The organism is Deltaproteobacteria bacterium, assembly GCA_019310525.1.
Lineage (GTDB): Bacteria > Desulfobacterota > DSM-4660 > Desulfatiglandales > HGW-15 > JAFDEE01.
In genome coordinates, this window is sequence record JAFDEE010000034.1 from 39,518 (window position 1) to 66,425 (window position 26,908).

A 26,908-nucleotide genomic window follows, 5' to 3' on the forward strand; every position below is an offset into this window, starting at 1 on the left:
TAATAAAATCAGATGGATAGCCATACATAACGGTTTCTTTCAAATTCAGGTTCTTTTGCAGGCCGGCAGAACGCAGAGGCTGCGGATGTTCTCCTCGCTAACGTTCCCACCAGAAAGCCGGCGGGCAGGCGCTCCGCCGTCCATGGCTCCGCTCCCGCCAGACAGCGGCGGACAGGCACTGCGGATTTCGGCCCTTCATCTGTCCTGATTCAGGGCCGAAATAGGCCCGCTCCGGAGAAAATCCGAAGCCTCTGCTTGGAGCAACAAATCCTATTTTGGACAATAGTGACATGAACTTCCTTATTAATATTCTTCAGTTACTCCTTCAGAAGGAACCGGAGGGGCCGTAGAGGTCAGTGGATTATTCCGCCCGGGTGGATGGACTGGAACTGACGGCTTCCACGGTAAACTCGCTGAGGTTTTCCGGGAGTTGGTCGAAGACGATCATAATGGGAATCGAATTTCCCGGCAGGATTCCGATGTTCATGTTTCCCTTTCCGTTTTTGTTGTTGAGGATCTGGTCAATATCCGCCATGGACATGGATTTGAGCTCCTCATCCGGGACACTGTTTCCCGCATAGACCTTTTTTATCTTGACTACCTTGCCCCGGTCGTCCAATAGGCTCCCTTTTACGTATATGAAACTGCGGGGTTTGGGGTAATTATTGGTCACCATCCCCCTGATCACGAAAAGTTGACCCGCCTTCTGGGACTCCACAAAGGCTCCGCTTACAGTTGGAAAGGTGAGCCTGCTGACACCGGAATCCTTTATCTCCTCCTGCGGGCTCTTCTTGGGAACAGGCAGGAAGTCAGTGATGATGTCAGGTTTGAAAAAATAGACGTATGCGCCTCCGAGCAGAAGGAGAAGGATAATGATCAGAACTATGGGTACTGCCTTTGAACGACCCCGCTTCGGTGCCGTGGACGGCTCGGAGGTCTCCTCAACATCTCCTGAAGGCTCCGGTTCTGCTTCAGTTTCTTCCATTTCATCTTCCCCGAAATCAACGGCGCCTTCCTCGACTGCTCCCTCCTCCTCTCCAAAGGAAAAATCCTGAAGTTCTTCTTCGGCTATTTTTTCGGCCTCTCCCCTGTCAGCTTCCTTCTCCTCCCCCCCGAGAGGTTCGGGCTGCGCCTCTTCCTGACCCGGAGGGGCATCCAGGGCGACGGTTTCCTTCAGGGTCTCTTCCACCACATCATGGGTATCCTCCGTTTCTCCGGGCTCAACGGATTCGGAGGGATAGGCGGTAAATACGTGTCGGCAGAGGGAACATCTGACCTTGGTCCCTCCTTCCTTGACCAAACCATCCTCCAACCGGAACTTCGACTGACACTTTTCGCATGTTACAATCATACGCCCCTTCCTCCCTTTGAAGCGCGGGATACCCCGTCATTCCAGCGTATATATACCCGGCAGGGACCTGTACTGCTCGTTGAAGTCAAGGCCGTATCCCACCAGGAATCCTTTGTCCACCCGGAATCCCCAATAATCGATATTTATCTGTTCCTCCCTCCGTTCCAGCTTGTCGATCAAGGCGCAGACTTTTATCGATGAAGGAGACTTGCCTTCGAGGTGTTCCAGGATCTTTTTCAGTGTGAGCCCGGTATCCACGATATCCTCCACCAGGATGACATCCCTGCCCTCAAGGGGTATCTCGACGTCTTTGGTGAGGGCGACCGATCCGCTGGATTGCATCCGGGAGCCGTAACTTGATGCCTTTATAAAGTCGATGACAGAAGGAATATCCAACTCCCTGACCAGGTCCGTGAGAAAAAAAACGGCCCCGTTCAGGACTCCGATAACGACCGGCTCCTTCCCTGCATATTCTGACGATATTTCCCGGGCAAGGCCCTGCACACGCTCAAAAATCGTTTTGCGATCAAAAAGCAGTTCTTTTTTCACCTTTCCCTTTACTCGCTTTCATACTCGAAATCCACCAGGTTTCTGGTCGAACCCCCCACTTCATCGACCAGCACTCTCTTCGTAAGATATTGAATTTCTAAAGATAAGTCAACCGACTTCCTAATCCGCCGAGCGCCTTCTCCCCCTTTTTAATCACAAGGCAGTCGGCCCAAGCCCATGAAACCCGCCGCTGCATCAATGGAAGCGTCAAAATGCAAGGCGGCTGCATAAAGCACCTATTCTCCATCAAGGAAATCCAGTCGTTCTCCTTTGCGGTAGACCAGGGCCGTGCAAGAGGCGATGAGGGCCCCTGCGGGGTCCGTCACCTTGATCTCATAGGTCGCCGTTTTCCGGGTACGATGAATTTCTTTCGCCTCGGCCCGAACCAGGTCTCCCAGGGCAGGCGGCCGGTGAAAGGTCACATTCATGTTCAAGGCCACCGCCTTTGTACCGTGGGAATTGGATGCAATCTCAAAGGCCTCGTCGATGAGGGAAAAAACGGCTCCTCCGTGGATCATACCGAGGGTGTTGAGGCTGTCATGCCGGATCTTCATTTCCACCACGGCACGACCCTCGTCCACGGATATCAACCGCATACCCATTTTAACGGCAAAGGGCTCATCCTCCACCGCCCTCCTAAAAGCCTCTTGCTTCCCCTGCTCCATACCGGTGAACAAGACCTCCTTTCCGTACCACTCGGCAGACCCTGAGACTCCTGGATCTCTCATCCGTTCTCCTAAGCGGAAAATGCACCGTCCCTTTCCTTTCCCTTGTCCTCCCCGGAAGACTCCTTCTTATCGCAGCCCTCTACCGGGGCCGGAGGGAAGAAGACCTTGAATTTGCTGCCCCCCGATTGGTAACAATCTTCCCTCGTCTTGCAGAATGGACACTCCTCTATTTTTCCGGGGCAATGGTCCTGTTCACGAGGGATATAGCGGCACCGGGAGGACTCCATGTCCAGGTCAAAATGGTAGCGTTCCGCAAAAATCTTCATACGAAGCAGGTCCGCTCCTTTTCCCCCCGCATTGAAATCAAAGGGCCTTTTCGATGAGTATTCCATGGTCTCCTGGGTCATGAAAAACCCTTCGAAGATGCGCCGTTGGTTTTCCTCGGTGATTCCGATACCGTAATCCTTGACTTCAAACTCCGCACCCCTGCCTCTTTTCCTGACCGTGATCTCGATTTTCCCGCTGTCCGGAGTAGCCTCCACGGCGTTCTTCACCATCCCGTCCACGATTTTCCCGAGGACATCTTCCGGAATGCAGATGGAGGGAGTATCTTCCAATTCTACGTTGATCTCGACTTTCCGGTGTAAAAACTGCTCCTTTAATTGTTCGACCCGGTCTCCCACGAATTTATTAAGGGAAAGCTCCCTGACCTTGCTCTCCTTTGTGCCGAACAGTTCTTCGATCCGTTTATGTATTCTTTCTACGATGTCGCCCTCTCCCACTTCTTCCGCCACAAGCACTTCAAGTTCGTCCCGGCATTGTTGAAGTAGCATGGAGAGGAGGGCATGGGTCTTAAAATGCTTCTCCTGCATGATGTCTTCAACCTGGTACTGGATCTCAAGAATTCGGTTGAGATTCCTGTGGGCCCTTTCCAAGGTGACTTTCCAGTCTTTTTCCGGAAGGGCTTCAAGCCTTTTTCTCAATATATTCAGGGATCCCATGAGGATGGACACCGGGGTCTTCAATTCATGGGAGAGGTGATTGATCACCCTGTCCTTGGCGCGGTTGAGGCTGGTCACCTCATTGTAAGCCTCGGTGATCTCTTTGGCGAACCGGGCGTTTTCCACGGAAAGTGCCACCGTGCCCGCGATCATGTTCAGGAGTTCTTGGTCCTGGCTTTCGAATACGCCTTCTCCCTTATTGATGGCACATAACACACCAATGATCCGATCACTGCTCCTCAAGGGCACCATGAGCATATTTCGGGCATGGGTTCCGAGCCTTCTATCCACAGCCGGGTTGAAATCCGGGTCTTTCGAGGTGTCCAAAACTATGGCCGGCCTTCCCGTCTGAATCACCCGGCCTGCAACTCCCGTGTTGGCCGGGTATCGGATCTCCCGGGCACGCCTCTGGGTGTCCTGGTCGAGGTAGGCACCCGCCCTGAAAAAAAGCTCGTTTTTCTCCTCATCCAGGAGAATAACCATGGCGCCTTCGGCGTTCAACAATCGCTTGATCTCTCCGCTGATGTAATTGAGCAAGTCCTCCAGGTCCGGATATTCAGGAAGGGCCATGCTGATCCGGATCATGGCCTCGCTCATGCTGGTAACGCGTTTTTCTTGAGTGATATCCCTTAGAATTACGAGTTTTCCGGTCGGGCCGCGGCCATCTTCCGAAAACAGGGTCTCCTTGATGACAACGTCAAGAACCCTGCCGTCCTTGGTCAGTCTTTTTGACTCATAACGTGATAGATGGTCTTCCTCGAACCGCTTGAGAAAATCCTTGCGGGATTCCTGGGCCAGATCGTCGGGGAAGTAAGGGATCGGCTTGCCCCTTAATTCTTCCAAGGTCCATCCGAAGGTTTCAGTAAAGGCGGGATTCAGATAGGTCACGGTATCATCCATGGCGAAAACCACCATGGGGTAAGGCACAAACTCCAGGAGGGTCCGGTATCTTTTTTCAGCCGCACGGCTTGCCTCGTACTGGCATTGATAACGGTACTCGGATTCGCGAAGGGCTTCCTGGGCCCTGTATTTCTCCGTGACATCCCTTGCGATTCCCCGAAAACCGATCTTTTCCCCTTCTGGATTGGTGATGAGACTGGCGGAGAGTTCAATAATCCTCCCCTGTCCATCCTTGTCCACGATCCGCCAGACCAGATCCGAGATCCCCTCGCCTGTCCTGTAAATCTTGTTGAAGATTTCAAAGGCAGCCCGGGCATGTTCTTCATCCATGAATTTGCTGAAGTTCTGCCATTGGATCTCTTCCCTAGGGTAGCCGAAGACCGTGCAAAGGGAATTGTTGAAATAGAGAAAATTGCCGTCGATATCCACTTCATAGACCCCCTCCCTGATATTTTCTATGAAGCTTCGATACCGTTCATCAGAGAGGCGGGCCTGACGGTCAATTTTCGACTTTCCGGCGCTTTGGGGGCTTCCTATGGGCCCTTCCGGTACTTCCCCCTTTTGGGGTCCCTGTTTTCCGTTCGTTCGATCGTCTGCCATAAAAATTCCGCTTGTAGTATATTTCGTGCATCCTATAATAAATTCAGTTAAATTGTCATTACATTTTTGGGTTTTCCCTCAACCGGTTCAACTTATCGGCTCTCTCGATAGGTTGGGAAATCCCCTTTTTTTCATTCAGGAACAAGTTTTGCATAAAAATTTCATTCGGGAGATGGGAATCTTGTCTGATGTGACTCGAAAAAATGCTGTAAGAGGGGAAACAAAGCCTGGTGCGAAGAAAACCCGCAGTGACAGGGCTATCGAGATCTATTGTGACGGAGCTTGTAGCGGCAACCCTGGGCCGGGGGGGTACGGAGCAATTCTCAAGTTCGGTGATACGGTAAAAGAGATATCCGGCTGCCATCCGAATACCACAAACAACCGAATGGAGATGACAGCCCTGATCGAGGCGCTCCGCCTTATCAAGAGGCCTTCACGTATACGGGTGACCACCGACTCCAATTATTTGTTAAAAGGAATGACGGAATGGGTTCCCGTCTGGAAAAGAAACAACTGGATCAATTCACGGAAGAAACCTGTCCTGAATCGCGATCTGTGGGAGAGACTCCTTGAACTGTCCAAGGGACATGAGATCGAGTGGAAATGGATAAAGGGGCATGCCGGTCATAAAGAGAACGAGCGTTGTGACGCCCTTGCCAGGGAGGCCCTTCAACAGTGCCAAAGACGCCCGGAGGAAAGAGAACCCGTACCGGATGAGTGGCTTGACGTATTGGGATGTATGACTTATGGGATCTATGTCCTGACGGCCCGTTACAAGACACGGATCAACGGCATGATCGCCTCCTGGGTTTCCCAGGTATCCTATGCCCCTCCCCTTGTCCTGGTCGCAGTGCATCCAAATCGATACACCCACGAACTTATAGAAAAGAGCAACGCCTTTGCCCTTCACCTTCTCAGAAAGGATCAAAAAGACTTTTTAGAGCGCTTCAAGGGGCCGCAGCCCGGAGCAAAATTCAAGTCCATCGACTGGGTCGAGGGGGCGAGCGGTTGCCCTATCCTCAAGGATTCGCTTGGCTTTATCGAATGCAGGGTTATCGAAAAATACACTCCAGGGAACCATACCCTTTATGTGGGCCAGGTCCTGAGCGGTCGACTTCATTTTAGTGAAGACCCCTTGAATACTTCAGACTACGGAGGGGTGTACCTCGGGAAGGACTAGGAAGGGGGCATTTTCGCTGCGAGACCTTTGAAAAATGCTCAATTTTGGTCAAGTTCAAGGAAGGCGAAAATTTCAACCGCAGGAATACATTTAGTATTTTGAGGATTGAAATTTGAGCCTGACGCCGCAATTAATTGGGCAAAAGGGGGCGTTTTTCAAAGGTCTCGCTGCCGCACCGGACACAGTTACTGTATTCAAGGGATTAAGAAGGTGTTTAAAAAATTCGTAACGCTCAGTTTAGGTTTTTGAAAAACAGCAACCTGGTTCCGGCCTGGGAGGCTCTATTTTCGTCCGAGCCACCAACGCCGGTCATACTCTTTTTAAACACAATCAACAGCGGGGGTCGAAAATGAAATGCCCAAAATGCAACTATATCAGTTTTGATTATAACCTTGCCTGCCCCAAGTGTAATCGTGACATCTCCCAGGTACAGGCAATGCTGAATTTCCCGGCCTTTCCACCCAACCCTCCCTTTCTCCTGGGAGCCCTGATCGGCGAGGAGGAAGGGATCGAGGATTCAGCGCAGTTTGACGGACAGGCCATTTTGGGTGAACCATCCCTGGATGTTGATCTCGAGGCACAGGATACCATGATGGACGAGACCGGTGAATTCGGGTTTGAACCTCCTGTTGAACCTGAAACCGGCGCGGCCGACGAGGGTATTGTTTCAGCAGAAGAAGAGTTGAAGGGAGAAATCGAACTGCCCAAAGAGGCCGAGATCAACATCGGTCCCGATTTCGAACTCGAAGTGGCTGAGGAGGAAGAAATCCCCATTGAATCAAAAGAGCCGGCTCCGGAACTCGCCGAAGACCTCCATGAAGAGACCGCGCTGGAACCAAAAGAAGAAGAAATCAGTCTCGATTTAGAAGGGCTTGCCTCTGATGAAGAAGGGGAACCCCTGATGGAGGCCGGCTCTGAAGACCTTACACTTGAACTCAACAAATACAGTATCGAAGGGGCGGACCAGGGAGATATCTCCGCTCTTGAAGGTGCTGAAGAGAATCCTCCTGAAGTCGGCCTTGAAACGTCTTTACCTGAGGGCGAAGGGGAAGGCGAACTGGACCTCAGCGACCTGGAGATCGGAGAAAAAGAGGCTGCAGATACGGGTGAGAGCGGGGAGGTCGAACTTTCCCTGGATGAGATCAGCCTGGAAGATGAGTTCCTTAAGCCCGGTGACGGCTCCCCTGGAGAAACCGACGAAGAGGTCCCCGTGGAACCGGAAACGACTGGTGGAGCTGAACTCGGGGAGATCAACCTAAGCCTTGAGGATCTCAAGGTCAATGAGACCGGGGAACTGGAAATCGGGACGGACATACCCCCGGCTCCCCCCCTCGAAACCGAACAATCCGCCTCTGATGAAGCTCAACCTTCCCTTGAATATGAGGAACTCGAACTTGAGGAACCCATACTGGAACCTGCGGCAGGGAATGAGGGAGTTGATCTCGAGATAGAAGAGACCCCCATAGATCTGGACGAAATCATGCTTTCTGAAGAGCCGCCACGGGAGTCAACCCCCCAGGAGGAGATTGAACTCCCCACGGACCTGGAAAACCTGGACCTCGAACTGGAATTGGATAAAGATGATTCTAAGTCCTGAAAAAAACTAAATTATTGAACCGGTCCACAATCTCTCGCTCTCTCCCCTTCTGAAAGGACGGAAAGGAATGATGCCGGATCGGGGGAAAATTATGGAAAATTCATCTTGACGCGCGAACCCGGAGAGACTATCATACGCCCCGATTGCCGAGATAGCTCAGTCGGTAGAGCAGGGGACTGAAAATCCCCGTGTCCCCAGTTCGATTCTGGGTCTCGGCACTCCAAAAGCTAATATGGATGAGGGTTAGATGGAACACACCTAACCCTCTTTTTTTGTGCCGTTTTGCTGGGTGTAAAGGTACTCGCCTTTCAACCAGCGAATCCGTATCATTCAAAAATATCAAAGAATATTGGGAAAACCCATCCTATTTCCAACGGCTCCCCACTAGCCGGGCAAGTTCATCAACGGTGGTTTTCAGTTTCTCGGCCCGGGCGTTTATCTGTTCCGAGGCGGAAGCCGATTCTTCGGCATTAACGGCATTCTGCTGCACCACCTTGTCCATTTCGGAAATCGCAGTGTTTATCTGATTGATCCCCTGGGCCTGCTCATTGGAAGCAGCCGCAATCTCAGCCACCAGTTCTCCCACCTTTGAGACACTTTGATACACCTGTGAGAAGGCATCGTTGGTGCGGGAGACCAGTTCCGATCCGTTATTCACCTTTTTCACCGTGACTTCAATCAACGCTGCGGTGTCTTTGGCAGCATCAGCCACCCTCATGGCAAGATTTCGCACCTCATCAGCCACCACTGCAAACCCGGCGCCAGCTTCTCCAGCCCGTGCCGCCTCCACCGCTGTATTCAAGGCCAGCAGATTGGTCTGAAAGGCGATTTCGTCGATGGTCTTTATAATCCTGGAAGTTTCTTCGCTGGCAGCAGAAATTTCCTGCATTGACTCGATCAATTCGGTCATGGATCGGTTCGCTTGACCCACCAGCATATTTGCATCCTTCATCAGATGGTCCGCCTGGTCGGCATTGTCTGCATTTTGACTGGTCATCGACGACATTTCCTCCAATGAAGAAGATGTTTCCTCAATGGAGGCAGCCTGCTCGGATGCGCCTTCGGCCAATTGGCGACTGGAGGATGATACCTGGGTGGATGCTGAAGCAATATTTTCAGCCCCTTCGTTTATCTGTTCAGAAACTCTTTTAAGGACTGAAACGAATCCCCATGTAATGAGAAATCCGATGGTTATGGAGGCGACAATGGCCACGATTCCCACTATGGCCACATAGCGCCTGCTCTTCCGGGCCGAATCCAGCATCGTGGTCTCCTCGGCCAAAACCCGATTTTCGACTTCAGTGCGGATCTCATGTAAAACTTCTCTGATCTCAGCAAGAGCTGGCATGGCTTTCCTTAAGTAAGTCTCTTCTGCGTTCTTAATGACTGAAAGGTCCTGTCCAGCCTCCTTGAAGTCCTTGCTGATCTTGTCTGCAGAATCATGAAAACGGCGGTACGGTGCTTCGATTTTGGCAAGTAATGGTGCGAGGGAGGGAAACAACGCTTCTGCCTCTTTGCGCCTGTCGCTATACAGCCATTTGCTGAAACCATCCTTGGAGTCATTGATCTGCACAACCAATGTGGCAACGTCCGGGTCGGCCAATATCCCATGGACCTTATTGGCCCAGTCAAGGGCATCGACCTCTTCTTGCGCCAAGAGCATATTTAACCTGTAACCTTTGATTATCCGGGAGGCATCGACGATAACTCCGCTCAGGCCGGCAAAACCTAAAAGCACCACCACAGTCACTATGATTGTGGCAAGACCAAAACTGAGCCCAATTTGTTTTCCAACCGGTAAATGCTTCAAATTCATTTGGCAAATCCCTAAATAGTGTTCATCCATAAATAGGCAATTTTCTTCAAGGCCAAGCCTCCGGCCCGTAAGGCCTACGCCCCGGAGGGGAAGGCGAAAATTTTAACCGTCTCATGGAGGCGGAAGATTTGCGCCGGCGGCGGGATATAACGCTACGCAGTATGTCACTGGAGAGTCGTTGTTTTGTCTCCGCCCGGACCCTAACCATTGACCCTCAGGATTGGTTTCCGGTTTCCATGGCCTTGCTGAGAAGTACCTGATTTCAAGGTCGAAAAATTTTTAGTGTTTGCAATCTATTCAGGGGTGGATACTACTTGGGCGGCAAAGCATGTGAAACGTTGCCATCCCTTAATATAGCGCCTTCCTGCGTTACACAGGTTTGCTTAAATTCGGAAACCTGCTCGGCGCAGAAGATCCTATTAGCACCACGCATGGTCGCACCTACAATGCGGCTGCACCGAAAATTCATTCAAAGGCACTCCTGGCTCCGAATGACCGGGTATTTCGGTACTCCGTCTTGCCCGGCGAAAAGGTCAGGCAATGGGCTTATCTTTTGAAAATGACCTTTTCGCCCTGATGGATCTATGGTTAGTGGCTGCTTTCCTTTGGTTTCCCTCATTATTGCTATCGCGGTCAGGGCATTGATGAATCATCCCCTCAATCGTCATTTTCAGCAGCCGACAATGCTTTTCAGGCCCTTAATAGCATTTTTCTATTATCTCATCGGTTGATGAAGGTGAAAACTAAACTGAAACCTGAAATGATCGGCTGTGGAGGCAAAAAATAACTCGGGGTCAACCCTTGACGGGCTGTTGCTCGAAGCTTTCTTGAAGAGAGACGATTTTGCCAGGGGCATTGACTCATAAAGCTGCCATGTTAGCAAGGGACCTTTATTCAAGGCTGTCCTCTTTTTTAAAAATCAGGGTTCCGGTCATATTCACTCCTTCTCTCCCTGCCGGAGGCACGGGCTTTCCCACATTTCATGAGTGGAACAATAAGGTGAGATCTTTGAAAAATGCTCAATTTTGGTCAAGTTCAAGGAAGGCGAAAATTTCAACCGCAGGAATACATTTAGTATTTTGAGGATTGAAATTTTGCCGGGCAAAGCCTGGTGGAACACTTCGCATTTCCGGCAAAGCCTGATCTTTTCTCTCCATGTAACCTGGACTTTCCCCTTACAGAACGTCCCATTGACAAACCAACACAGGTGTCCCAATTGAAATTCCCAAGCCGGGCACTTCCGCCGCATTTCTATTGGACAATGGTTGATTTCCCAGCACAGTCCCTTATTCTCTTGCCCTTGGCTCCTGGCACAGGACAAAAGAAATAAAAGCTGTCTTTCAACGTGGACGGGGATTTTCCTGAGTCCTTGCTCAAAGCTCTGGACAGTCTTGACGGAACATCCCAGAAGATGGGCTATTTGGGCCTGGGTCTTGCCCAAATTTGACCGGATACGGCCGAATTCTTTCTTATTCAAAAGGATCTCCCTTCAGGCATCTCTTGTTCAAACATCCAGCAGGATTGACGCTTTCCTACAATTTATGCCCTGAACCCGGTGTGTCAACTATATTAGTGTCCATCCATAAAGCAGGCAATTTTGTAAGCAGGCAATTTTGTTCAAGGTCAAGGAAGGCGAAGATTTTAACCGCAGGAATACATTGAAGTATTTCGAGGATTAAAATCTGAGCCTGACGCAGAGATTGGGCAAAAGGGCCATTTATGGATGGGCACTATATTAACGGACCGCACCAGTTCTCATCAAATCCACAATGATGCCCTACAGGGAAAACCTAAAGGATGAGTTGAAAAAAAATCCACAATGATGCCCTACAGGGAAAACCTAAAGGATGAGTTGAAAAAACATTGAGATGTTACTTGACACTATATACTACAATGTCGTATTAATATAACTACATTGTAGGATTAACATCCTTTCCCAGGCTGCTGTCTTGGCTCTTTCTTGGCGGGTGAAGCCCAAAATCATAGAAAAGTTTTCCAGCTTTTAGAGCCAATCCTGATCGAGCAACATCTGGAGCCATCACGATTATTCAACCCTATTGAAGTCGGCCGCCACGGTGCGGCACCTATCGATCCATGGGGACCCGGGGGAAGGATCGGTATCTGTTAACGCTGAAGACGGAGATTTCGTTTCAAAATCAGAGGGAGGATCCTATGAAAAAGATCGTAATCCTTGGTTCGGGTGCTGGCGGCACTATGGTTGCCGCAAAGTTGCAACAACAGCTCGATGAAAATCAATGGCAGATCCAGGTCATCGACAATGACGAGATGCACCACTACCAGCCCGGGTGGTTGTTCATCCCCTTCGGCGTTTATACCCCGAGGGACTGCGTAAAACCAAAGCGGGAATTCATTCCTGAAGGCGTCCAATTCGTGTTGGATGAAGTAGTGGCCGTTGACCCGGTCAAGCGAACCGTAACCGGGAAAAAGGGCAACTACGACTACGATTGGCTGGTCATCGCCTCGGGCTGCCGTACAGTTCCGGAAGAGGTTGATGGCATGATGGATGGTTGGCGAAAAGATATTTTTGATTTTTATACTTTGGAGGGCGCCATTGAACTCCAAAAAAAGCTGAAATATTTTGAATCCGGCCGTATCGTCCTCAACATCGCCGAAATGCCCTTCAAATGCCCGGTCGCTCCCATTGAATTTATCTTTATGGCCGATTGGTACTTCACGATAAAGGGTGTGCGCCAAGATGTCGAGATTGAACTGGTCTCACCACTCGGGGACATATTTACCAAGCCTATGGCCGCCAAGACCTTCGGCAGCTTCGCGGAGCAAAAGGGGGTTCTGTTCACCGGCAATTTCGACTTGGCCCAGGTGAATCCCGGAGAGAAGACCATTGAGTCATATAAGGGAGACAAGGTGCCTTACGATCTCCTGGTCTCCATTCCACCCAACTTTGGGGCCGCTTACGTTCAAAAATCCGAAATCGGCGATCCCATGGGATACGTGGACACCGACCATTACACGCTCAAGGCCAAGCAATATGACCGCATGTATGTGATCGGTGATGCGACCAACGTTCCTACTTCCAAGGCGGGTGCAGTAGCCCACTACGAATCGGACACCGTGGTGAACAACCTGTTGAGGGAAATCGACGGCAAAGAACCCAAGCCCACTTTCGACGGCCATGCCACTTGCTTTATCTGCTCAGGGTATGAAAAAGCCCTATTGATCGACTTCAATTACGAGGTGGAGCCCCTCCCCGGCAAATTTCCGTTTCCGGGCCTGGGGCCATTCAATCTGCTGGGAGAGAGCGCCTTCAATTACTACGGCAAGATGATGTTTAAGTGGGTTTACTGGAACCTGATGCTCAAGGGATTGGAGCTGCCATTAGAACCGCAATTCACCATGGCAGGAAAGATGCGCCAGGTCTTTTGAGGGGAGGGAGGAGGGTATCATGAATCAAGAAGCTTTGATCTTGGAACGACTCGATCGGATCGAGGCCAAACTAACCCCCTTGCTGGAGGCTTCGGCCTCCATGCAGGAGCTTAAAAACGACCTCACGCCCCTGGCCAATCATGCTGTCAAGAGCCTTATAGAAGAACTTCAGGAGGTGGAATCAAGCTTCCAGTTGGAGGACTTATTGGCACTGGGCAAGCAACTGTTGAGAAGCGTGCGACACCTGACTTACGCGCTACGCCAACTGGGCAATCTGATCGATTTCGTCACCACCTTGGAACCCCTGCTAAAATCCAGTGTGCCTCAGATCATCAATTACCTTGATGACCTGGAACAGAGGGGGGTGTTCCGCATTCTAAATGCTACGTTGGGTATCCGGGCCAAGATCGCCGCAGAATATACCCCGGAGGATATCGAACAGATCGGCGACGGCTTGGTGGCCCTGCTGGGTTTCGCGAAGAAACTGACCGATCCCCAAGCCAAGGCCTTTTTTGAGAGCATGATAGAAGTGCCGTGCAGCGTGGATCTTTCCAAAGCCAAATGCGTAAGCCCTATTGGATTGTTGTGGGGCGGATCCAAAAAAGAACTGAAAGACGGTCTCGGTGTGTTGCTCGAATTGACCAAGGGTCTTGGAAAGCTTAAGGAAGCCAGCTCATCCGCCGCTACCAGGGAGGCACGCAGGATGGGAGAGTAAAACCAGGCAGGCCAGGCTTGGAAGCCATGGGGCCTTCCGCCTTTGGAACATGCATGAACAACACAGGAGAGGAGGGAGCCATGCAAAGGCAAATGGTCCAGTGTGAAGACGGCCGTCAAAGACAGGCCAGGGTTTACGGAATTCCCCGGGAAGAGGGCGTGTTTACAATATATCAGGCCGGAGTACGCGTAAAGGGAAAGCATGTGACCGGTGAAGCCTGGTTCAACAGAAAAAGTGGAATCTGGTATTTCTTTTCCGCCCCTGATGGAAAAAACCCCCATCTTCTCCCCAGGCGATGTCCTAAACCCGAGTGCACCGAAACACGGATTCTTCGCTCCCCCAGTATCCGAACCTTTTAACACAACCTAAGAGGGTAGCCCCCCTCTTTCCCTGAGGACCGTCCAACAGGCTGTTGAAAAACGTAGCGAGCGCAGTAGCTTTTCAACAGCCTGCCAAAACCGTTACTCCTCCAGCGGCAAGAAGAGGGCGGCCTCAGGGCACTTTGCAAGTATCCTTTTGGGGCCTGGAACGCAGCGTCACCAAAGGCTTTTGGAGAGGCACCGAAATCTTTCCCGCTGCAAACGACCGTTCCAAACCGACTTAGAAGGCCTTGGAGCTGTCAAGGAGCAGGGTAACAGGCCCATCATTGACGAGGTGCACTTTCATCATAGCCTGGAACTCGCCAGTGGAGACCCTTAAGCCCATGCCGCGAAGCGCACCTATAAAACGTTCGTAAAGTACTTTTGCCTTCTCAGGAGAGGCGGCGCGGACAAAAGACGGTCGCCTGCCCTTTCGGCAGTCTCCCCAAAGAGTGAACTGGGAGACCACCAGGATTTCTCCCCCTGTTTCGGCGAGGGACACGTTCATGAGACCATGTTCATCAGGGAAGATCCTGAGATTAGCGATCTTCCTTGCAAGGTTTTCGCCGTCCTTTTCGTCGTCTTCCTCCCCAACGCCTAGAAAGACCAGGAGTCCAGTCCCGATTTCACCGATCACCCGGTCCTCCACGAGCACTCTCGCCTCCTCAACTCTTTGAACAACAGCCCGCATCCGATCCTCCGAAAAACCATAACCCCGCACCTGATTGTGGCTCGGCCGGACCCGCCATCCGGGGCGGCATGCCTCACGTTCTATCTAGTGTCCATCCATAAATGAGAAAATTTGTGCAAGGTCAAGGAAGGCGAAAATTTTAACCGCAGGAATACCTTGAAGTATTTCGAGGATTAAAATTTGTCCGCGCTGCGCTTGGACTCCCCACCCTTCGGGCGGGTCCCCGGTTTGAGCCTGACGCAGAGATTGCGGAAATTGGCCATTTATGGATTTATGGATGGACACTATCTACGGGATCCCGCGCTGATGGGATTATTGCATAAGATCCCTTTTTATTCAAACCTGTCTTACCCCTTACCTTCCAAGGGGAGCCTTTCAGTCCAATGATCCAAATGATCCATTCTGAGCCCAGAGAATTTCATCTGGGAAACCTTCAAAGGCTGTCCATTAAAACCGGGATAGGTTACAATGGTTGTCCGTCTATTAAGAAGTCCCTAACGAAAGGGGGAAACCTTTCATCCATATTCCAAATGCAAGGTACTTTACTCCTCATAAACCCCTGGATTTACGACTTTGCAGCATACGACCTGTGGTCGAAGCCTTTAGGGCTTCTCACCTTGGCCGCCGGGCTGAGGCGACAAGGATATTCGATCCGTTTCCTGGACTGCATGGATGTCTATCACCCCCTGATGTACCGGGAATCCTCCCTCCGTCACCCGGTCCGGAGGGCATACGGAACAGGGAAGTTCTGGAGGGAAAGGGTCCCCCACCCCTCACCCCTCCAAAGGGTTCCCAGGCCTTACAGCCGTTATGGAATCCGAAAGGAGGTCTTTCTCAGGGAACTGGGAGAGCACCCCCCGCCAGCGGCCGTACTGGTCACCTCCCTCATGACTTACTGGTACCCTGGTGTCCAGGAAGTGATCAATCTGGTGAAAACCAATCTCCCGGGGGTTCCGGTGATCCTCGGGGGAATCTATGCCACACTTTGCAGGGATCATGCACTGGAGCATTCAGGGGCCGACCATCTCATCCCGGGTGCGGGAAAGCGAGCCTTCGAGGAGCTGCTGGCACTTTTAAGGAAGCTGGGGATCCCGGAAGGGGAAAGTTTTAACGAGGCTCCGGGATTTCTGGTTCCGGCCTTTGATCTGATGCGCAGGTTGGATTATGTCTGTCTTTCCACTTCCTCAGGTTGTCCTTACCATTGTCAGTATTGTGCGAGCGGATATCTCCAACCCCTGTTCCTGGAGCGGGACCGGGACGAGATCCTGGAGGAGATCCTATACTGGCACCGAGACTTCGGCGTCCGGGACTTTGCCTTTTATGACGATGCCTTGCTCGTCCACGCCGAAAACCGCATGATACCGATCATGGAAGACCTGGTCAGAATGGGACTGAAGATCAGGTTTCACACCCCCAACGCCCTTCATGTCAGGGAAATAACGGGTGAGATCGCAAGGCTCATGATCAGGTCCGGATTCAGGACTATCCGCCTCGGGCTGGAAACCTCGGATATGGAATTGCAAGATCGATTGGGCGGGAAGGTATCCCAGGGTGAATTCGAGAGGGCCACAGGCCACCTTCATCGGGCCGGTTACGAAAAAAAGGACATCGGAGCTTACATCCTTGCGGGCCTGCCCGGCCAGTCCGTTGAATCGGTCATAGACACCATCCGATTCGTGGACAGTGCAGGGGCCATGCCTTACCTCGCCGAATATTCACCCATCCCACACACGGCCCTGTGGGAGGATGCCTTGAACCAATCGGAGTATGACCTGGCCGGGGAACCCCTTTACCACAACAACACGCTCTGGCCCTGCTGGGATTCGAATCAAAGGGAAAGGGTCCCGGAATTGAAGGGGCTGGTCAGGGAAATACGGCATCTAACAGGTTGTTGAAAAACTACTGCGCTTGCTGATGCTACGTTTTTCAACAACCTGTTAAGGGGCTGATATTCCATTTCGGGGAAAATCCCGATCTTGACGGTTAAGGATTTTCGAGGGTCTTACCTCCCTGCCCTTGGAATTCCGAGTAATGAGTGCCGGGATCAGACAAGGCGGGAGCCGAAGATTTCAGGCGGGGATTTGGGGCCTTACAACCTGTTGATCAAGCTTGCCGCATACCCGGCCCCGAAGCCGTTGTCGATGTTCACGACCGTTACCCCGGCGGCACAGGAGTTGAGCATTCCCAGCAGGGCTGCAATCCCCCCAAGGCCTGCACCGTAGCCAATGCTTGTGGGAACTGCGATGACGGGCTTGTCCACCATTCCCCCCACCACACTGGGAAGCGCCCCTTCCATCCCCGCCACCACGATGAGTACCGCTGCAGCCGCAATCTTTTCCCGGTGAGCCAGGAGTCTGTGAAGCCCCGACACCCCTAAATCGTAGACGGTCTCCACCCTATTTCCCATGAATCGTGCTGTCAGGGCCGCCTCCTCGGCCACCGGTATATCGGAGGTTCCGGCGCTGATCACCAGGATCTCTCCCTTTCCCCGGTCCTCTACGGGGCGGTTTTCCAGCACAAGGACACGGGAGTTCTCGTGGTATGTGGCCTCCGGGTAGCGGGTTATGACCCTCTCAGCCTTTTCAGGAGCCAGCCGGGTGACCAAGATATTGTCTCCCTGCTCACACATCCCCTGCACGATTCCCAGGATCTCCTCAGCCGTTTTCCCTTCGCCGAAGATAACTTCGGAGGCTCCCCGGCGCAGGCCCCGATGGTGATCGATACAGGCGTAACCGAGATCCTCGAAGGGCAGCCCCCGGAGGCGTTCCATCGCCTCATCGATCCCGATCCGGCCCTTCCTGACATTCTCCAGCAGTTCCCGAACGGCCTTCTCTTCCACCTCTCCCCTCCCCGAAACCTCCCGAGCGGCGGAATCAGCCGCGAAGCTTCTTGACGAGTTCGGCCACCCGTCGTCCGAGCTTCCCGGCGTTCTCTTCTGTCCGGGCGTCCGGAGCGCCGACACATGCGACGCCGTAATGACCGGTAGCGGACATGGGATCACCAACGATCACCATCCCGTATATCAACAGGGCTTGAATGATGGACATGATGGTAGTCTCTTTCCCGCCCGAAGGATCTCCAGAAGTGGCGAAGGCGGCACCTACCTTGCCCTCCATTCTCTTACGGACCCCGACGAATTCATCGAAGACCTTTTTCAATTCAGCGGCCATGACCCCGAAATAGACGGGTGATCCGGCGATGACGCCCTCGGAGGCGAGAAAATCTTCCTGGGTTACCTCTGCCGCGCTCTTCAGGACGGGTTCAACGCCTTCAACCTCTCCGACCCCCTTTGCGATGGCCTCAGCCAGTTTCCGGGTGTTTCCACCCTTTGAATGATAGAGCACCAAGACTTGCATACAAACACCTCCTTGAAGATTGGCTTTTTTCTGAAGGCGGCCCAAAGTGGACTTCCTCTTCTTGAGGATCTGCACCCAGAATAGCAGTCCTAAAGCAAGGTCCTTTCCTGGAGCGCCGTCATGGCCTTGAGGCTCGTATTGGTCACCTTGCTCAGGGCCCTTGAAAGATGGATTGCCGCTTCGTGGCCTACACCCGATTGGATCATGTTGTGGGCCCTTTCAATATGATTCCCGATTTCCTCCCAGGAATCGCCTCCCACAATGTTTCTGGCAGGGCCCAATTCGTTTTCGACAAACCTTAGAAGGATGCTCAGGACCCTCTCCGCTCCCTTTCTCTCTGCAGGGGGCAATCCCTGAAGCAGCTCCAGGCTTTGAGAGATCCAGATAAGACCGGACTTGATCTTTTCGCTCTGGGAAAAGGCCAAAATCGCCTGTCTTGTGTCCACGTTTTCCCCTCCAGGCCGGAGGCCTGTCCTTGAACAAAATTGCAGGATGTCCGAAATGCGCATTCTTACTGGGTGTGTGGCCCCAATACGCCCTTAGGACCATAGCCCAAGGTATTCGGCCCGTCAAGTCCCGGTGCGGGGGCATTCCTCACAGATGTTGACAAGGTGGCCCAATCTCCCTATTCTACCTCCCAAGTCGCAAGCAATGGAAATTCCCGCCATGACGGGGACGAATGCCGGAGGTTCACCATGAAGGTTTGCAGCGTGTCCGAGATGAGGGATTTGGATCGGACGGCCATCGAGACATACGGAATCAAGGATGAACTGTTGATGGAGAACGCCGGTATCGGACTCTTTACCGTCATTCAGCAGAAGATGGAGGTCAGGAACGGGGAATTTTGCATATTCTGCGGTCTGGGTAATAATGGTGGAGACGGCTTCGTCATCGCCAGAAAGATCCATTCGAACGGCGGGAGGGCCAAGGTCTTGATCCTGGGCAGGCGGGACAAATTCAGGGGTTCGGCCAGATCGAACCTCGACATCCTTTCCAGGCTTCCCGTGGAAGTACGGGAAATCACATCCTCCGAATCCGTCCGGGAAGATCTCCGGCATTGTGATGCAGTAGTGGATGCCATCTTCGGAACCGGTCTTGCCAGGCCGGTAGAGGGCCTGTACCGGGAGGTCATTGAGCTGATCAATACCTGCGGTAAGACTGTGTTCAGCGTGGACATTCCATCGGGGATCAGCGGGGATACAGGCCAAGCACTGGGGACTGCGGTTAGGGCGGACTGCACGGTGACTTTCGGGCTTCCAAAGTACGGGAACATGCTTTTCCCCGGCTACGAACACTGCGGGGAACTCTACGTGACCCATATCTCTTTTCCGCCCATCCTTTACGAGGATGATCGCCTCAAGGTGGAAATCAATCCCATTCCCGCACTTCCCACCAGGAAAAAGGACGGCCACAAGGGGAGTTTCGGCGACGTTCTTTTCATCGCCGGGGCCTCCGGCTATTTCGGGGCCCCTTACTTTGCGGCCCTCTCCTTCCTGAAGGCCGGCGGCGGATATTCACGGCTGGCGGCCCCCCGTTCAATAACCCCCTTCATCGCAAACAAGGGGAGTGAAATCGTGTTCGTGCCCCAGGAAGAGACCAAGGCCGGAAGCCTGTCCCTTGAGAACGAGGCCGCCCTTGTGGAGCTTGCGGAAAAAATGGATATGGTGGTCCTGGGTCCCGGACTCTCCCTGGCGGAAGAGACCCGCCGACTTGCCGAAAATCTTGCCAGGGCGATCCCAAAACCGCTCCTTATCGATGGGGACGGCATTACGGCCCTCTGCGCGGACTTAGATATCATCAAGAAAAGAGAACATCCCACCATCCTCACGCCCCACCTCGGGGAGATGTCCAGGATCACGGGCATGAAAATTCCCGAGGTGGATCGGAATAAAATCAGCATACTCAGGGAGACGGCCGGAAAACTCGGAGCGACCATTGTTCTGAAAGGAGCCCATTCTCTCGTGGGAAGTCCCGACGGGCGGGTCTTCATCAACACCAGCGGCAACTCCGGCATGGCCACGGCCGGTTCGGGAGACGTTCTAACAGGTACAATCGCCGCCATGTTCGGTCTCGGCCTGCCCGTTCCGGAGGCTGTCAGGACCGGGGTATTCATTCACGGTCTTTCCGGTGACCTGGCCGCCCTGGAGAAGGGAGAGGACGGGATCACAGCCCAGGACATCCTGGACCATCTGCCTATGGCATTAAAGACAGTGCGTGAAGGAATTTCCTCTCCTTTGAAGAAAAGATACGCGGGGGCGCGTATCATTTAGCTGTCATTGGATTGTGTTATGACAAAAGAAAAATTGTTGGAAATCATCCAGAGCCTTTTGAATACGGATATCGATCTGGGTTTTCTTCTGAAATTGAAACAGAATGAACTCGAAGTGCTTGCGGCCTGCATCAGGGAACGGGTCGACCATTTCGAAGAGTAAGAAAAGATACGAGACTTTAAAAAAGGTTCAATTTTTTCAGGATGTTAACACGGGAAGACTTTCAGGTCTTCTTGTATGGGGCGCACGTTTCACTCTCCGGGAAATTCAGGGTTCAGGAGGACCGATCCACCCGGCGTGTGCTTTCACAAGGAACCCATCGATGAATGAACGGAAGATCATGGCTCTTTACGGCGGGAAACACCCGGGAATCGAAAAGGTGATGGCATGAAAAGGATTGCATTCTTTTTTGGCGTCTTTCTCTTGGTCTGCTTGACCGGATCCCTCTCCTGGGCGGAGAAGGCTTATGTGACCGACTCCTTTAAGATTACCCTTCGTTCCGGTCCCAGCGTGGAAAACAAGATCATCTCCGTCCTCACCTCCGCTCAGGCCGTGGAAATCCTGGAGACCAAGGGAGATTGGTCGCGCGTTCAGGTCCAGGAGAGCGGGGGAAAAACCCGTGAAGGATGGGTGCTCGGCCGATATCTCGTGACCCGTGTCCCCTGGGAAATCCAGGCTGACTATTACAAAAGAAAGAATACCGCCCTGGAGAAGAAATTGTCCGAAACCCGAGAGAGCCTGAACAAGGCAATCGATGAAAATCGAAGTCTCTCGAACCGGCTCCAGGAAACCATACGGACCTTGAAGGATCTTCAAATCCGGCACGAGAACCTTAAAAAGGGTGCTGAGGGTTATCTCGAACTCCGGAAAACCCACAAAGCCGCCCAGAGCCTACTGGTCTCTTTGCGAAAGGAACTCCAGCGCCTGAGCAAGGAAAATGACGACCTTCGGGCCTCCCAAATGAACAAGTGGTTTGCTACCGGGGCCCTGGTTCTTCTTTGCGGGCTCCTTATAGGGCTGATGGTTGGACGCCAGCAGAGAAGGAGAAGATCACTCTACTAATCGGCGGGGACTCCTTTTCGGGAGATCGGGCTTTCAACCGTATGAGCAGGCCCTTCTTTTTCAACCGGCCGCCCCTTCCAGCTTCACCGTCTCCACCAAGACCCGTGCGGTTCCCTTCCGGTAAAAACCGAGCCGCTTGGCCGCACCGGCACTCAGATCAATGATCCGCCCCTTCACAAAGGGGCCGCGGTCATTGACGCGGACGATAATGGATCGCCGGTTCTCGAGATTCGTCACCCTCACGTGGGTGGGAAGGGGGAGGTACTTATGGGCGGCCGTCAACCCTTCAGGGAAGAAGGCCTCCCCATTCGCGGTCATATGCCCGCCCTTCTTGTTCCGGGTTTCGTACCCGTACCAAGAGGCGATACCTGTCTCCCGGTAACGCGCCGCCTCCTCTATGGACATGGGCACATACTTCTTTCCCCGGACGACGTAAGGTGAATTCTTAACGCGACCTTTTCGGATCGCCTCCTTCGGCGGAAGCCCGTCCATTGATTCGATCTCTTCGTGGGTCAGGGGCCACGAAAGGGGTGCGATGACAACCTTAAAGGTGAAACCACCTACCTTGTAAACGACTTTCCCGGTACCCAGGGCCACCTTGGTGACGCCCTTCGTAACCTTATAGGTGGTCTTAACGGTCCCCTCAACAATGTCGTAGCCCGTTGAGAGCATACTGCAGGAGAATAAAGTTATCGATCCAAGGATAAACGCAAGCAGCCCCCCAATACTCAGGGGCCTGCAATTCCTTTTCATCACCAATGAGCCCTCCTTCCATGGGGCGGAGATCCTTGGGAAACCTCGGTCTCTTTCCCCAACCGGCCTTCTATCGGCCGGTCAAGACGAATGAATAATGGAAAGGATCGCCCTAGGCCCGGAACAACGACCTGTCAGGAGTCAAAGTATAAGAAACAGTGATTTATTCGTCAACGGCAGCGGGTAGGAAGGACATGAACCCATCAAGGGCCTCAGAGGGAAAAAACCGTAGGATTCAGGGGTATGTCCAGGTCGCCTCCGGCGCCGCCCTGATCAGCTTTTCCGCCGTATTCGTCAAGCTGGCCCATGTAGGACCGGCTACGGCAGGATTCTACCGGATGCTTTTCGGTGGACTCATACTCTTGCTTCTACTGGGTCTCCGAAGAGAACCTATTTTCCGAGGACACGGCCTATCCCCCTTAGTGGCGGTCTGTGGTCTGCTCTTTTCCCTGGATCTCACCTTCTGGCACCGCAGCATTCAGGCCGTCGGTCCTGGTCTTTCAACTCTTCTCGCTAACTTCCAGGTCTTTTTCTTGGCACTTGCCGGAGTATGGTTACTGGGTGAGAAAACGACCTGGCAACTGGCTCTCTCACTTCCCCTTGCCATGGCGGGCCTGTATTTTCTGGTCGGGCCGGACTGGGGAAACTTCCCGGAAATTTACAAGAGGGGCGTGGTTTTCGGACTTCTCGCGGCCCTTTGTTATGCAGCTTATCTACTCTTCCTGAGAAAAATCAGATCGGAATCCGACAGAAGGAGTTCCTATCACACCGTCGCGTTTGTCTCTCTTTTCTCCGCTCTCTTCATGGGCCTGGAGGTCTGGCTCGGCGAAGAAGGTTTCGGCATACCAGATCTTCAATCCTGGCTGTCCTTGGTGGCATACGGAATCGCCGGGCAGGTCCTGGGATGGGTCTTCATCTCGAGGGGGTTGCCGATGGTGAATGCCTCCCGCGCGGGGTTGATCCTCTTACTTCAGCCGACCCTCGCCTTCCTCTGGGATATCCTTTTGTTTCAACGGCCCATTACTCCCCGTGAAACCTCCGGTGCAATCCTGGCTCTTGTCGCGATCTACCTTGGAACCCTCGGGGAAAAGGGGCCGAAGGAGTAAGTCTCTTTTCATTATCAGATGTCACCGCGCCCTACAGACTAATAACATGCCCCCGGGCCCGGCCCTGCCAGGGGTAACCGTTCCCCTGTCTTCTCCTCATCCCTTTCCAGGATACAGCGGCATGATCCTTCCCGACCCAGCGCAGTATTGATAACGGCGGCGGCACATCCCACCCCCGCCTCAACGGTTATTGCGCCGAAGGGGCAGTTCCGCATGCAGGCACCGCATTCCATACATGCGTCCCTGTTCCCGATCCATACTTTTCCGTTTTGCCTGACCAGAACCTCTTGTGGGCAGACCACAAGACACATTCCGCACCCTGTACACTTCCCTTCATCCAGGGAGAGGGTCACAACATCTTTCAAGTAAATCAGATTTGCCATATCATTAACCTTCAGGCAAGCAAGCGGGATCCCAACCACAGGACGAGACCCGTTATGCCGGCCCCTATTTCAGCCGGAACGGCCCATTTCATCTCCTTCCTGACCCCCGAAAGGGAGGTATAGGTAGAGGCCCCGGTAAAATTCATGGCGAAATATCCGGCCAGAGCAGGCACCAGGAAAAACCAACCCAGGATCTCCAGGCTATCGGGCCAACCCTCTATCCGCCACCCACGGTATAAGGCCAAACAACCAGCGCACAGGATCCCCATACACATGCCCTTTAAGGTGAAGGCCCTGCCAGGCAACCAAGGAAGGAAAAGGGGGGTGAAAATGACGCCTGCCGCAAGGGCGGTAAATAGAGCATATACAGCGAAGAGGCCCGAGTCCATCGCCGTTGCCCAGAATCCCTCCGGTCCTCCCATCCCCCCCAGCAAGAAAAATACCGGGGCTACGATCAAGGTCCATTTCAAGGCCGTCACGAATTCGACCGGAATCAAGACGGCCCTTTCCCAGGTCGTGAAGGTCTTCTTCCTCATCTCAGGGGTCGCATGAAAGTGCCCGTCAAGAAATGCAGGAAGATCCTCCGCCTTGATGGGCCCGTATATCACCTTGAATCCTGTGCTCTTACTCACGAGGTGTGCTGCCACACCCGGGGCCCCCAGCTGGGGCAGGATGATCAGCCTGTGGGAGACCAGTTCCTTGAGCCTCATGGACTCGATACTGTGAACCAGATTCCGGGTTCCAAAGGTCCCTTTTCCCGCCGCACACCACACGTTGATCCCTTTAGTATCCAAGACCAGTATCCAGGCGTTTTTACCAGGGAGTGAGGCCCTGAGCCGGTCGAAGCTCATTTTGTAGTTCGCCGTGACCAGGACCGGGGAATCCTGCCCGGGTCTTCCCAGAGCGTATATTCCAGGATCCACGGTAAAGTGCATGCGGCCAACCCCCCACCTGGCGAGAAAATGCCCCCACAAGTCTCTCCAGCTCAAGGTTGATGTCACCTCTGGAACCGGGCCCACCGCCGTTTGTAGCATCCCTTCAACAAAGGGCTGGCTTGAGTCCGGGAGACCGCTTCGAACCCCCGACCTTGAAGCCCTATCCCCTGCCATCACCAGCCCTCGACACGAAGAATCCGTCTCTACCGGAATCCCGGACTCGACCGGACAAGGAGTTGTCAAATCCTTCTTTCCGCGCATAACCATATGATATTCTTCACGATTTTCATTCAAAATTGATAAATTTTACTATTTCAATATAATATGGATCGCCCTCAAGTTCAAGATGTCCTCAGCGATAGGTCATAGGCACCTTCACTACCCGGCTCCCCACCGGATGTATCAAAACCGGCGTGGTTCTCTCCTTTCCCTTGATTTATATTATCGGGATCTGGTAGCCTCCCCCGTCACGACCTTTAAACCCAAATCTTGTATAAACAATCTTGAAGCCGTTAAAAATGTAAACTACTTTCGGCTGAAGCCGATAGCTTCAGGGGCCAAGGGGTCGAGGGTTCAAGGGGCCAAGTGAATATCATTTTTCCTCGAATCCCGATTTCTAACTCGACCTCTGGACCCCTTGAACCCTAATCAAAAAAACGATCGAACTAAAACCTTCGCCTGAAGGCCGAAGGTTCTCCCATTCCCAGAACGGGACATTAAAGGCCTCCCGTTCAATAGGGGCTACAGCGGTATTATTCCGCCGAAGGGAAAAAAGATGGATGAATTGGGAAAATTTTCTCCGGAGATCAAACACATCTTAGCCCGGGGAATCAAGGCCTCATGGCCCATTTGCCTCGGGTACATCCCCATCGGGTTGGCCTTCGGCGTGCTGGCCCAGAAGGCAGGCTTGAGCCCCCTGGAAATCGGGCTCATGTCTCTATTCGTTTTTGCCGGGAGTTCTCAGTTCATCGCAGTTTCGATGATGGGCTCCGGGGCGGGGTTTTTGGCCATAGTTCTTACGACCTTTTCCGTAAACCTGAGGCATCTCCTCATGAGTTCCTCTTTAGCCCGGTATTTAGGGCATCCCGGAAGACGTTGGGTTTCCCTTTTCGCATACGGAGTGACGGATGAGAGCTTTGCCGTAAATCTCACGAAGTTCCTTGAAGGGGATTGGCACTGGCGTGAAGCACTGGTCCTCAATCACACGGCGAACCTTGCCTGGATAGGCAGCACCGTTCTGGGGGGAGTCGGGGGTCGATTCATTCCCGAAGGGGCCTTCGGCATCGACTATGCCCTGACTGCCATGTTCCTCTGCCTCCTTGTTTTTCAACTCAGGGGCAAACTTTTTGTTCTGACGGCCATACTCTCAGGCGTCTTCTCCGTGGTCCTGGCTCTCCGAATCCCGGGAAATTCCCACATAGTAATCGCGTCCATGCTTTCCGCTGCCCTTGGGGTCCTTTTAAAGCGAGGGCACCTTAGGATAAGGAAATCACAATCAAAGGCGGGGGCCGCATCCGTGTCGAACTGCACTCATTCAGAGAGGGATCGATATGAGAAGTGAATATATCCTGCTATTCGCAGCCATGGGACTCGTCACCTATCTTCCAAGGTGGCTTCCCCTTCACTACTTGTCCAGGAAAGGCCTTCCTCCTTGGTTTGTGGATTGGCTTGAGTTGATTCCCGTGGCCATCCTCAGTGCCCTGTTGTTTCCTGATCTGCTGAGCGCAGGAGAACCCAGGCAGTGGACACCCCTCACTCCAGGGCTGATCGTGGCCGTTCCCACCTTCATCTTCGCCCTCAAGACCCGATCTCTGGCAGGTACGGTTGTCCTCGGAATGGCACTCTTCTGGGCGGCGGAAAAAATACTTTGAGACCTTTGAAAAACGTCCCCTTTTACCCAATCTCGGCGCCTGCCTGTGCCGGGCCTATCTGCCGTTCCAACGGGACAGGCAGGCACGGCAGACAGGTCAGGCTCAAACCGGGGACCCACCCGTTGGGTGGGGAGTCGTCAATCCCCGAAGTTATTAAAACCCCTATAGAATTTATCGCTTCAAGCAGGATCTGACATGTTCTCCTCGCTATGTTCCCGCCAGACAGCGGCGGACAGGCACTGCGGATTTCGTCCCTTCATCTATCCTGATTCAGGGCCGAAATACGCCCGCTCCGGAGAAAATGTCAGCCCCTGCTTTCCGCTGCCTCCGGGGAATCTGA

At 52.9% G+C, this 26,908-nt stretch carries 25 protein-coding genes, 1 tRNA gene and 1 pseudogene; 14 read left to right on the forward strand and 13 right to left on the reverse strand.

Annotated features, from left to right (window positions below; genetic code table 11):
* Positions 1-361 precede the first annotated feature (361 nt).
* The 4 genes from JRF57_08130 to JRF57_08145 form a co-directional block, all read right to left on the reverse strand.
* Positions 362-1,351 carry a zinc-ribbon domain-containing protein gene (locus JRF57_08130; GenBank protein ID MBW2303664.1) on the reverse strand — a complete coding sequence of 330 codons (990 nt, stop codon included), beginning with the start codon at positions 1,349-1,351 and terminating at the stop codon, positions 362-364.
* A 36-nt stretch (positions 1,352-1,387) separates the two neighbouring features.
* Complete coding sequence (gene hpt / locus JRF57_08135; GenBank protein MBW2303665.1) at positions 1,388-1,900, reverse strand: hypoxanthine phosphoribosyltransferase; 513 nt, start codon at positions 1,898-1,900, stop codon at positions 1,388-1,390.
* Positions 1,901-2,136: 236 nt separating this feature from the next.
* Positions 2,137-2,565, reverse strand: a complete 429-nt coding sequence (locus JRF57_08140) for a PaaI family thioesterase (GenBank protein MBW2303666.1) — start codon at positions 2,563-2,565, stop codon at positions 2,137-2,139.
* A 71-nt stretch (positions 2,566-2,636) separates the two neighbouring features.
* On the reverse strand, positions 2,637-5,069 hold the full coding sequence (locus tag JRF57_08145; GenBank protein ID MBW2303667.1) for a PAS domain S-box protein: 2,433 nt from the start codon (positions 5,067-5,069) through the stop codon (positions 2,637-2,639).
* Between the two features lie 172 nt (positions 5,070-5,241).
* Here JRF57_08145 and rnhA point away from each other — a divergent pair.
* The 4 genes and pseudogenes from rnhA to JRF57_08165 all read left to right on the forward strand — a co-directional run bounded on the left by rnhA (position 5,242) and on the right by JRF57_08165 (position 8,064).
* Positions 5,242-5,760 (forward strand): annotated as a pseudogene (rnhA, locus tag JRF57_08150) (ribonuclease HI).
* Positions 5,761-5,808: 48 nt separating this feature from the next.
* Entirely contained in the window at positions 5,809-6,249 is a 441-nt protein-coding gene (locus JRF57_08155) for a flavin reductase (protein MBW2303668.1), read from the forward strand.
* 349 nt (positions 6,250-6,598) lie between these two features.
* Positions 6,599-7,846, forward strand: a complete 1,248-nt coding sequence (locus JRF57_08160; protein MBW2303669.1) for a hypothetical protein — start codon at positions 6,599-6,601, stop codon at positions 7,844-7,846.
* Positions 7,847-7,991: 145 nt separating this feature from the next.
* A tRNA-Phe gene (locus JRF57_08165) sits at positions 7,992-8,064 on the forward strand.
* 146 nt (positions 8,065-8,210) lie between these two features.
* On the opposite strand, the gene JRF57_08170 is transcribed toward JRF57_08165, so the two are convergent.
* Both JRF57_08170 and JRF57_08175 read right to left on the reverse strand, forming a co-directional pair.
* A complete protein-coding gene (locus JRF57_08170; GenBank protein ID MBW2303670.1) occupies positions 8,211-9,692 on the reverse strand; it encodes a methyl-accepting chemotaxis protein in 1,482 nt (493 codons plus the stop codon).
* Between the two features lie 989 nt (positions 9,693-10,681).
* Positions 10,682-10,819, reverse strand: coding sequence for a hypothetical protein (locus JRF57_08175; protein MBW2303671.1), 138 nt, complete (start codon positions 10,817-10,819; stop codon positions 10,682-10,684).
* 1,015 nt (positions 10,820-11,834) lie between these two features.
* On the opposite strand from JRF57_08175, the gene JRF57_08180 reads away from it, so the two are divergent.
* From JRF57_08180 to JRF57_08190, 3 genes are all read left to right on the forward strand, one after another.
* Positions 11,835-13,067 (forward strand): FAD-dependent oxidoreductase, encoded by a 1,233-nt coding sequence (locus JRF57_08180; protein ID MBW2303672.1) that lies wholly within the window; start codon positions 11,835-11,837, stop codon positions 13,065-13,067.
* Between the two features lie 19 nt (positions 13,068-13,086).
* Positions 13,087-13,782, forward strand: coding sequence for a DUF1641 domain-containing protein (locus tag JRF57_08185; protein MBW2303673.1), 696 nt, complete (start codon positions 13,087-13,089; stop codon positions 13,780-13,782).
* 80 nt (positions 13,783-13,862) lie between these two features.
* The gene (locus JRF57_08190; GenBank protein ID MBW2303674.1) at positions 13,863-14,141 is read left to right on the forward strand and encodes a hypothetical protein; all 279 of its coding nucleotides are present in this window, start codon (positions 13,863-13,865) and stop codon (positions 14,139-14,141) included.
* 241 nt (positions 14,142-14,382) lie between these two features.
* On the opposite strand, the gene JRF57_08195 is transcribed toward JRF57_08190, so the two are convergent.
* The gene (locus tag JRF57_08195; protein MBW2303675.1) at positions 14,383-14,832 is read right to left on the reverse strand and encodes a D-tyrosyl-tRNA(Tyr) deacylase; all 450 of its coding nucleotides are present in this window, start codon (positions 14,830-14,832) and stop codon (positions 14,383-14,385) included.
* A gap of 383 nt (positions 14,833-15,215) precedes the next feature.
* Here JRF57_08195 and JRF57_08200 point away from each other — a divergent pair, with 383 nt between their 5' ends.
* The gene (locus tag JRF57_08200) at positions 15,216-16,727 is read left to right on the forward strand and encodes a radical SAM protein (protein ID MBW2303676.1); all 1,512 of its coding nucleotides are present in this window, start codon (positions 15,216-15,218) and stop codon (positions 16,725-16,727) included.
* 194 nt (positions 16,728-16,921) lie between these two features.
* Here JRF57_08200 and larB read toward each other — a convergent pair whose 3' ends face one another.
* The 3 genes from larB to JRF57_08215 all read right to left on the reverse strand — a co-directional run bounded on the left by larB (position 16,922) and on the right by JRF57_08215 (position 18,634).
* Positions 16,922-17,671, reverse strand: coding sequence for a nickel pincer cofactor biosynthesis protein LarB (gene larB / locus JRF57_08205; protein ID MBW2303677.1), 750 nt, complete (start codon positions 17,669-17,671; stop codon positions 16,922-16,924).
* Between the two features lie 34 nt (positions 17,672-17,705).
* Positions 17,706-18,188, reverse strand: a complete 483-nt coding sequence (locus tag JRF57_08210; GenBank protein MBW2303678.1) for an NAD(P)H-dependent oxidoreductase — start codon at positions 18,186-18,188, stop codon at positions 17,706-17,708.
* Positions 18,189-18,277: 89 nt separating this feature from the next.
* Positions 18,278-18,634, reverse strand: a complete 357-nt coding sequence (locus JRF57_08215; GenBank protein ID MBW2303679.1) for a hypothetical protein — start codon at positions 18,632-18,634, stop codon at positions 18,278-18,280.
* A 249-nt stretch (positions 18,635-18,883) separates the two neighbouring features.
* On the opposite strand from JRF57_08215, the gene JRF57_08220 reads away from it, so the two are divergent.
* The 3 genes from JRF57_08220 to JRF57_08230 all read left to right on the forward strand — a co-directional run bounded on the left by JRF57_08220 (position 18,884) and on the right by JRF57_08230 (position 21,520).
* On the forward strand, positions 18,884-20,458 hold the full coding sequence (locus JRF57_08220) for an NAD(P)H-hydrate dehydratase (GenBank protein MBW2303680.1): 1,575 nt from the start codon (positions 18,884-18,886) through the stop codon (positions 20,456-20,458).
* 18 nt (positions 20,459-20,476) lie between these two features.
* Complete coding sequence (locus tag JRF57_08225) at positions 20,477-20,620, forward strand: hypothetical protein (GenBank protein MBW2303681.1); 144 nt, start codon at positions 20,477-20,479, stop codon at positions 20,618-20,620.
* A 225-nt stretch (positions 20,621-20,845) separates the two neighbouring features.
* A complete protein-coding gene (locus JRF57_08230; protein MBW2303682.1) occupies positions 20,846-21,520 on the forward strand; it encodes a TIGR04211 family SH3 domain-containing protein in 675 nt (224 codons plus the stop codon).
* 60 nt (positions 21,521-21,580) lie between these two features.
* Here the strand turns inward: JRF57_08230 and JRF57_08235 are convergent, their stop codons facing one another.
* A complete protein-coding gene (locus JRF57_08235; protein ID MBW2303683.1) occupies positions 21,581-22,192 on the reverse strand; it encodes a septal ring lytic transglycosylase RlpA family protein in 612 nt (203 codons plus the stop codon).
* Positions 22,193-22,467: 275 nt separating this feature from the next.
* On the opposite strand from JRF57_08235, the gene JRF57_08240 reads away from it, so the two are divergent.
* Complete coding sequence (locus JRF57_08240) at positions 22,468-23,379, forward strand: DMT family transporter (protein ID MBW2303684.1); 912 nt, start codon at positions 22,468-22,470, stop codon at positions 23,377-23,379.
* Positions 23,380-23,417: 38 nt separating this feature from the next.
* On the opposite strand, the gene JRF57_08245 is transcribed toward JRF57_08240, so the two are convergent.
* Both JRF57_08245 and JRF57_08250 read right to left on the reverse strand, forming a co-directional pair.
* The gene (locus JRF57_08245) at positions 23,418-23,762 is read right to left on the reverse strand and encodes a 4Fe-4S binding protein (protein MBW2303685.1); all 345 of its coding nucleotides are present in this window, start codon (positions 23,760-23,762) and stop codon (positions 23,418-23,420) included.
* Between the two features lie 11 nt (positions 23,763-23,773).
* The gene (locus JRF57_08250) at positions 23,774-24,796 is read right to left on the reverse strand and encodes an acetyl-CoA synthase subunit gamma (GenBank protein ID MBW2303686.1); all 1,023 of its coding nucleotides are present in this window, start codon (positions 24,794-24,796) and stop codon (positions 23,774-23,776) included.
* Positions 24,797-25,472: 676 nt separating this feature from the next.
* Here JRF57_08250 and JRF57_08255 point away from each other — a divergent pair.
* Both JRF57_08255 and JRF57_08260 read left to right on the forward strand, forming a co-directional pair.
* Positions 25,473-26,258, forward strand: coding sequence for an AzlC family ABC transporter permease (locus JRF57_08255; GenBank protein MBW2303687.1), 786 nt, complete (start codon positions 25,473-25,475; stop codon positions 26,256-26,258).
* Entirely contained in the window at positions 26,248-26,568 is a 321-nt protein-coding gene (locus tag JRF57_08260; GenBank protein ID MBW2303688.1) for an AzlD domain-containing protein, read from the forward strand. Before JRF57_08255 ends, JRF57_08260 begins: the two co-directional genes overlap by 11 nt.
* The last annotated feature ends 340 nt before the right edge of the window (positions 26,569-26,908 follow it).

Excerpts from the sequence above, each read along its gene's own strand:
- JRF57_08170 (MBW2303670.1), bottom strand. The coding sequence starts at position 9,692 with ATGGATGAACACTATTTAGGGATTTGCCAAATGAATTTGAAGCATTTA.
- JRF57_08250 (MBW2303686.1), bottom strand. The coding sequence starts at position 24,796 with ATGCTACAAACGGCGGTGGGCCCGGTTCCAGAGGTGACATCAACCTTG.
- JRF57_08210 (MBW2303678.1), bottom strand. The coding sequence starts at position 18,188 with ATGCAAGTCTTGGTGCTCTATCATTCAAAGGGTGGAAACACCCGGAAA.
- JRF57_08185 (MBW2303673.1), top strand. The coding sequence starts at position 13,087 with ATGAATCAAGAAGCTTTGATCTTGGAACGACTCGATCGGATCGAGGCC.
- JRF57_08180 (MBW2303672.1), top strand. The coding sequence starts at position 11,835 with ATGAAAAAGATCGTAATCCTTGGTTCGGGTGCTGGCGGCACTATGGTT.
- JRF57_08245 (MBW2303685.1), bottom strand. The coding sequence starts at position 23,762 with ATGGCAAATCTGATTTACTTGAAAGATGTTGTGACCCTCTCCCTGGAT.
- JRF57_08255 (MBW2303687.1), top strand. The coding sequence starts at position 25,473 with ATGGATGAATTGGGAAAATTTTCTCCGGAGATCAAACACATCTTAGCC.
- JRF57_08230 (MBW2303682.1), top strand. The coding sequence starts at position 20,846 with ATGAAAAGGATTGCATTCTTTTTTGGCGTCTTTCTCTTGGTCTGCTTG.
- JRF57_08145 (MBW2303667.1), bottom strand. The coding sequence starts at position 5,069 with ATGGCAGACGATCGAACGAACGGAAAACAGGGACCCCAAAAGGGGGAA.
- JRF57_08190 (MBW2303674.1), top strand. The coding sequence starts at position 13,863 with ATGCAAAGGCAAATGGTCCAGTGTGAAGACGGCCGTCAAAGACAGGCC.
- JRF57_08235 (MBW2303683.1), bottom strand. The coding sequence starts at position 22,192 with ATGCTCTCAACGGGCTACGACATTGTTGAGGGGACCGTTAAGACCACC.
- JRF57_08175 (MBW2303671.1), bottom strand. The coding sequence starts at position 10,819 with ATGGAGAGAAAAGATCAGGCTTTGCCGGAAATGCGAAGTGTTCCACCA.
- JRF57_08220 (MBW2303680.1), top strand. The coding sequence starts at position 18,884 with ATGAAGGTTTGCAGCGTGTCCGAGATGAGGGATTTGGATCGGACGGCC.
- JRF57_08140 (MBW2303666.1), bottom strand. The coding sequence starts at position 2,565 with ATGGAGCAGGGGAAGCAAGAGGCTTTTAGGAGGGCGGTGGAGGATGAG.
- JRF57_08260 (MBW2303688.1), top strand. The coding sequence starts at position 26,248 with ATGAGAAGTGAATATATCCTGCTATTCGCAGCCATGGGACTCGTCACC.
- JRF57_08130 (MBW2303664.1), bottom strand. The coding sequence starts at position 1,351 with ATGATTGTAACATGCGAAAAGTGTCAGTCGAAGTTCCGGTTGGAGGAT.
- JRF57_08160 (MBW2303669.1), top strand. The coding sequence starts at position 6,599 with ATGAAATGCCCAAAATGCAACTATATCAGTTTTGATTATAACCTTGCC.
- JRF57_08200 (MBW2303676.1), top strand. The coding sequence starts at position 15,216 with ATGATCCAAATGATCCATTCTGAGCCCAGAGAATTTCATCTGGGAAAC.
- JRF57_08240 (MBW2303684.1), top strand. The coding sequence starts at position 22,468 with ATGAACCCATCAAGGGCCTCAGAGGGAAAAAACCGTAGGATTCAGGGG.
- JRF57_08225 (MBW2303681.1), top strand. The coding sequence starts at position 20,477 with ATGACAAAAGAAAAATTGTTGGAAATCATCCAGAGCCTTTTGAATACG.
- JRF57_08155 (MBW2303668.1), top strand. The coding sequence starts at position 5,809 with ATGACTTATGGGATCTATGTCCTGACGGCCCGTTACAAGACACGGATC.
- JRF57_08195 (MBW2303675.1), bottom strand. The coding sequence starts at position 14,832 with ATGCGGGCTGTTGTTCAAAGAGTTGAGGAGGCGAGAGTGCTCGTGGAG.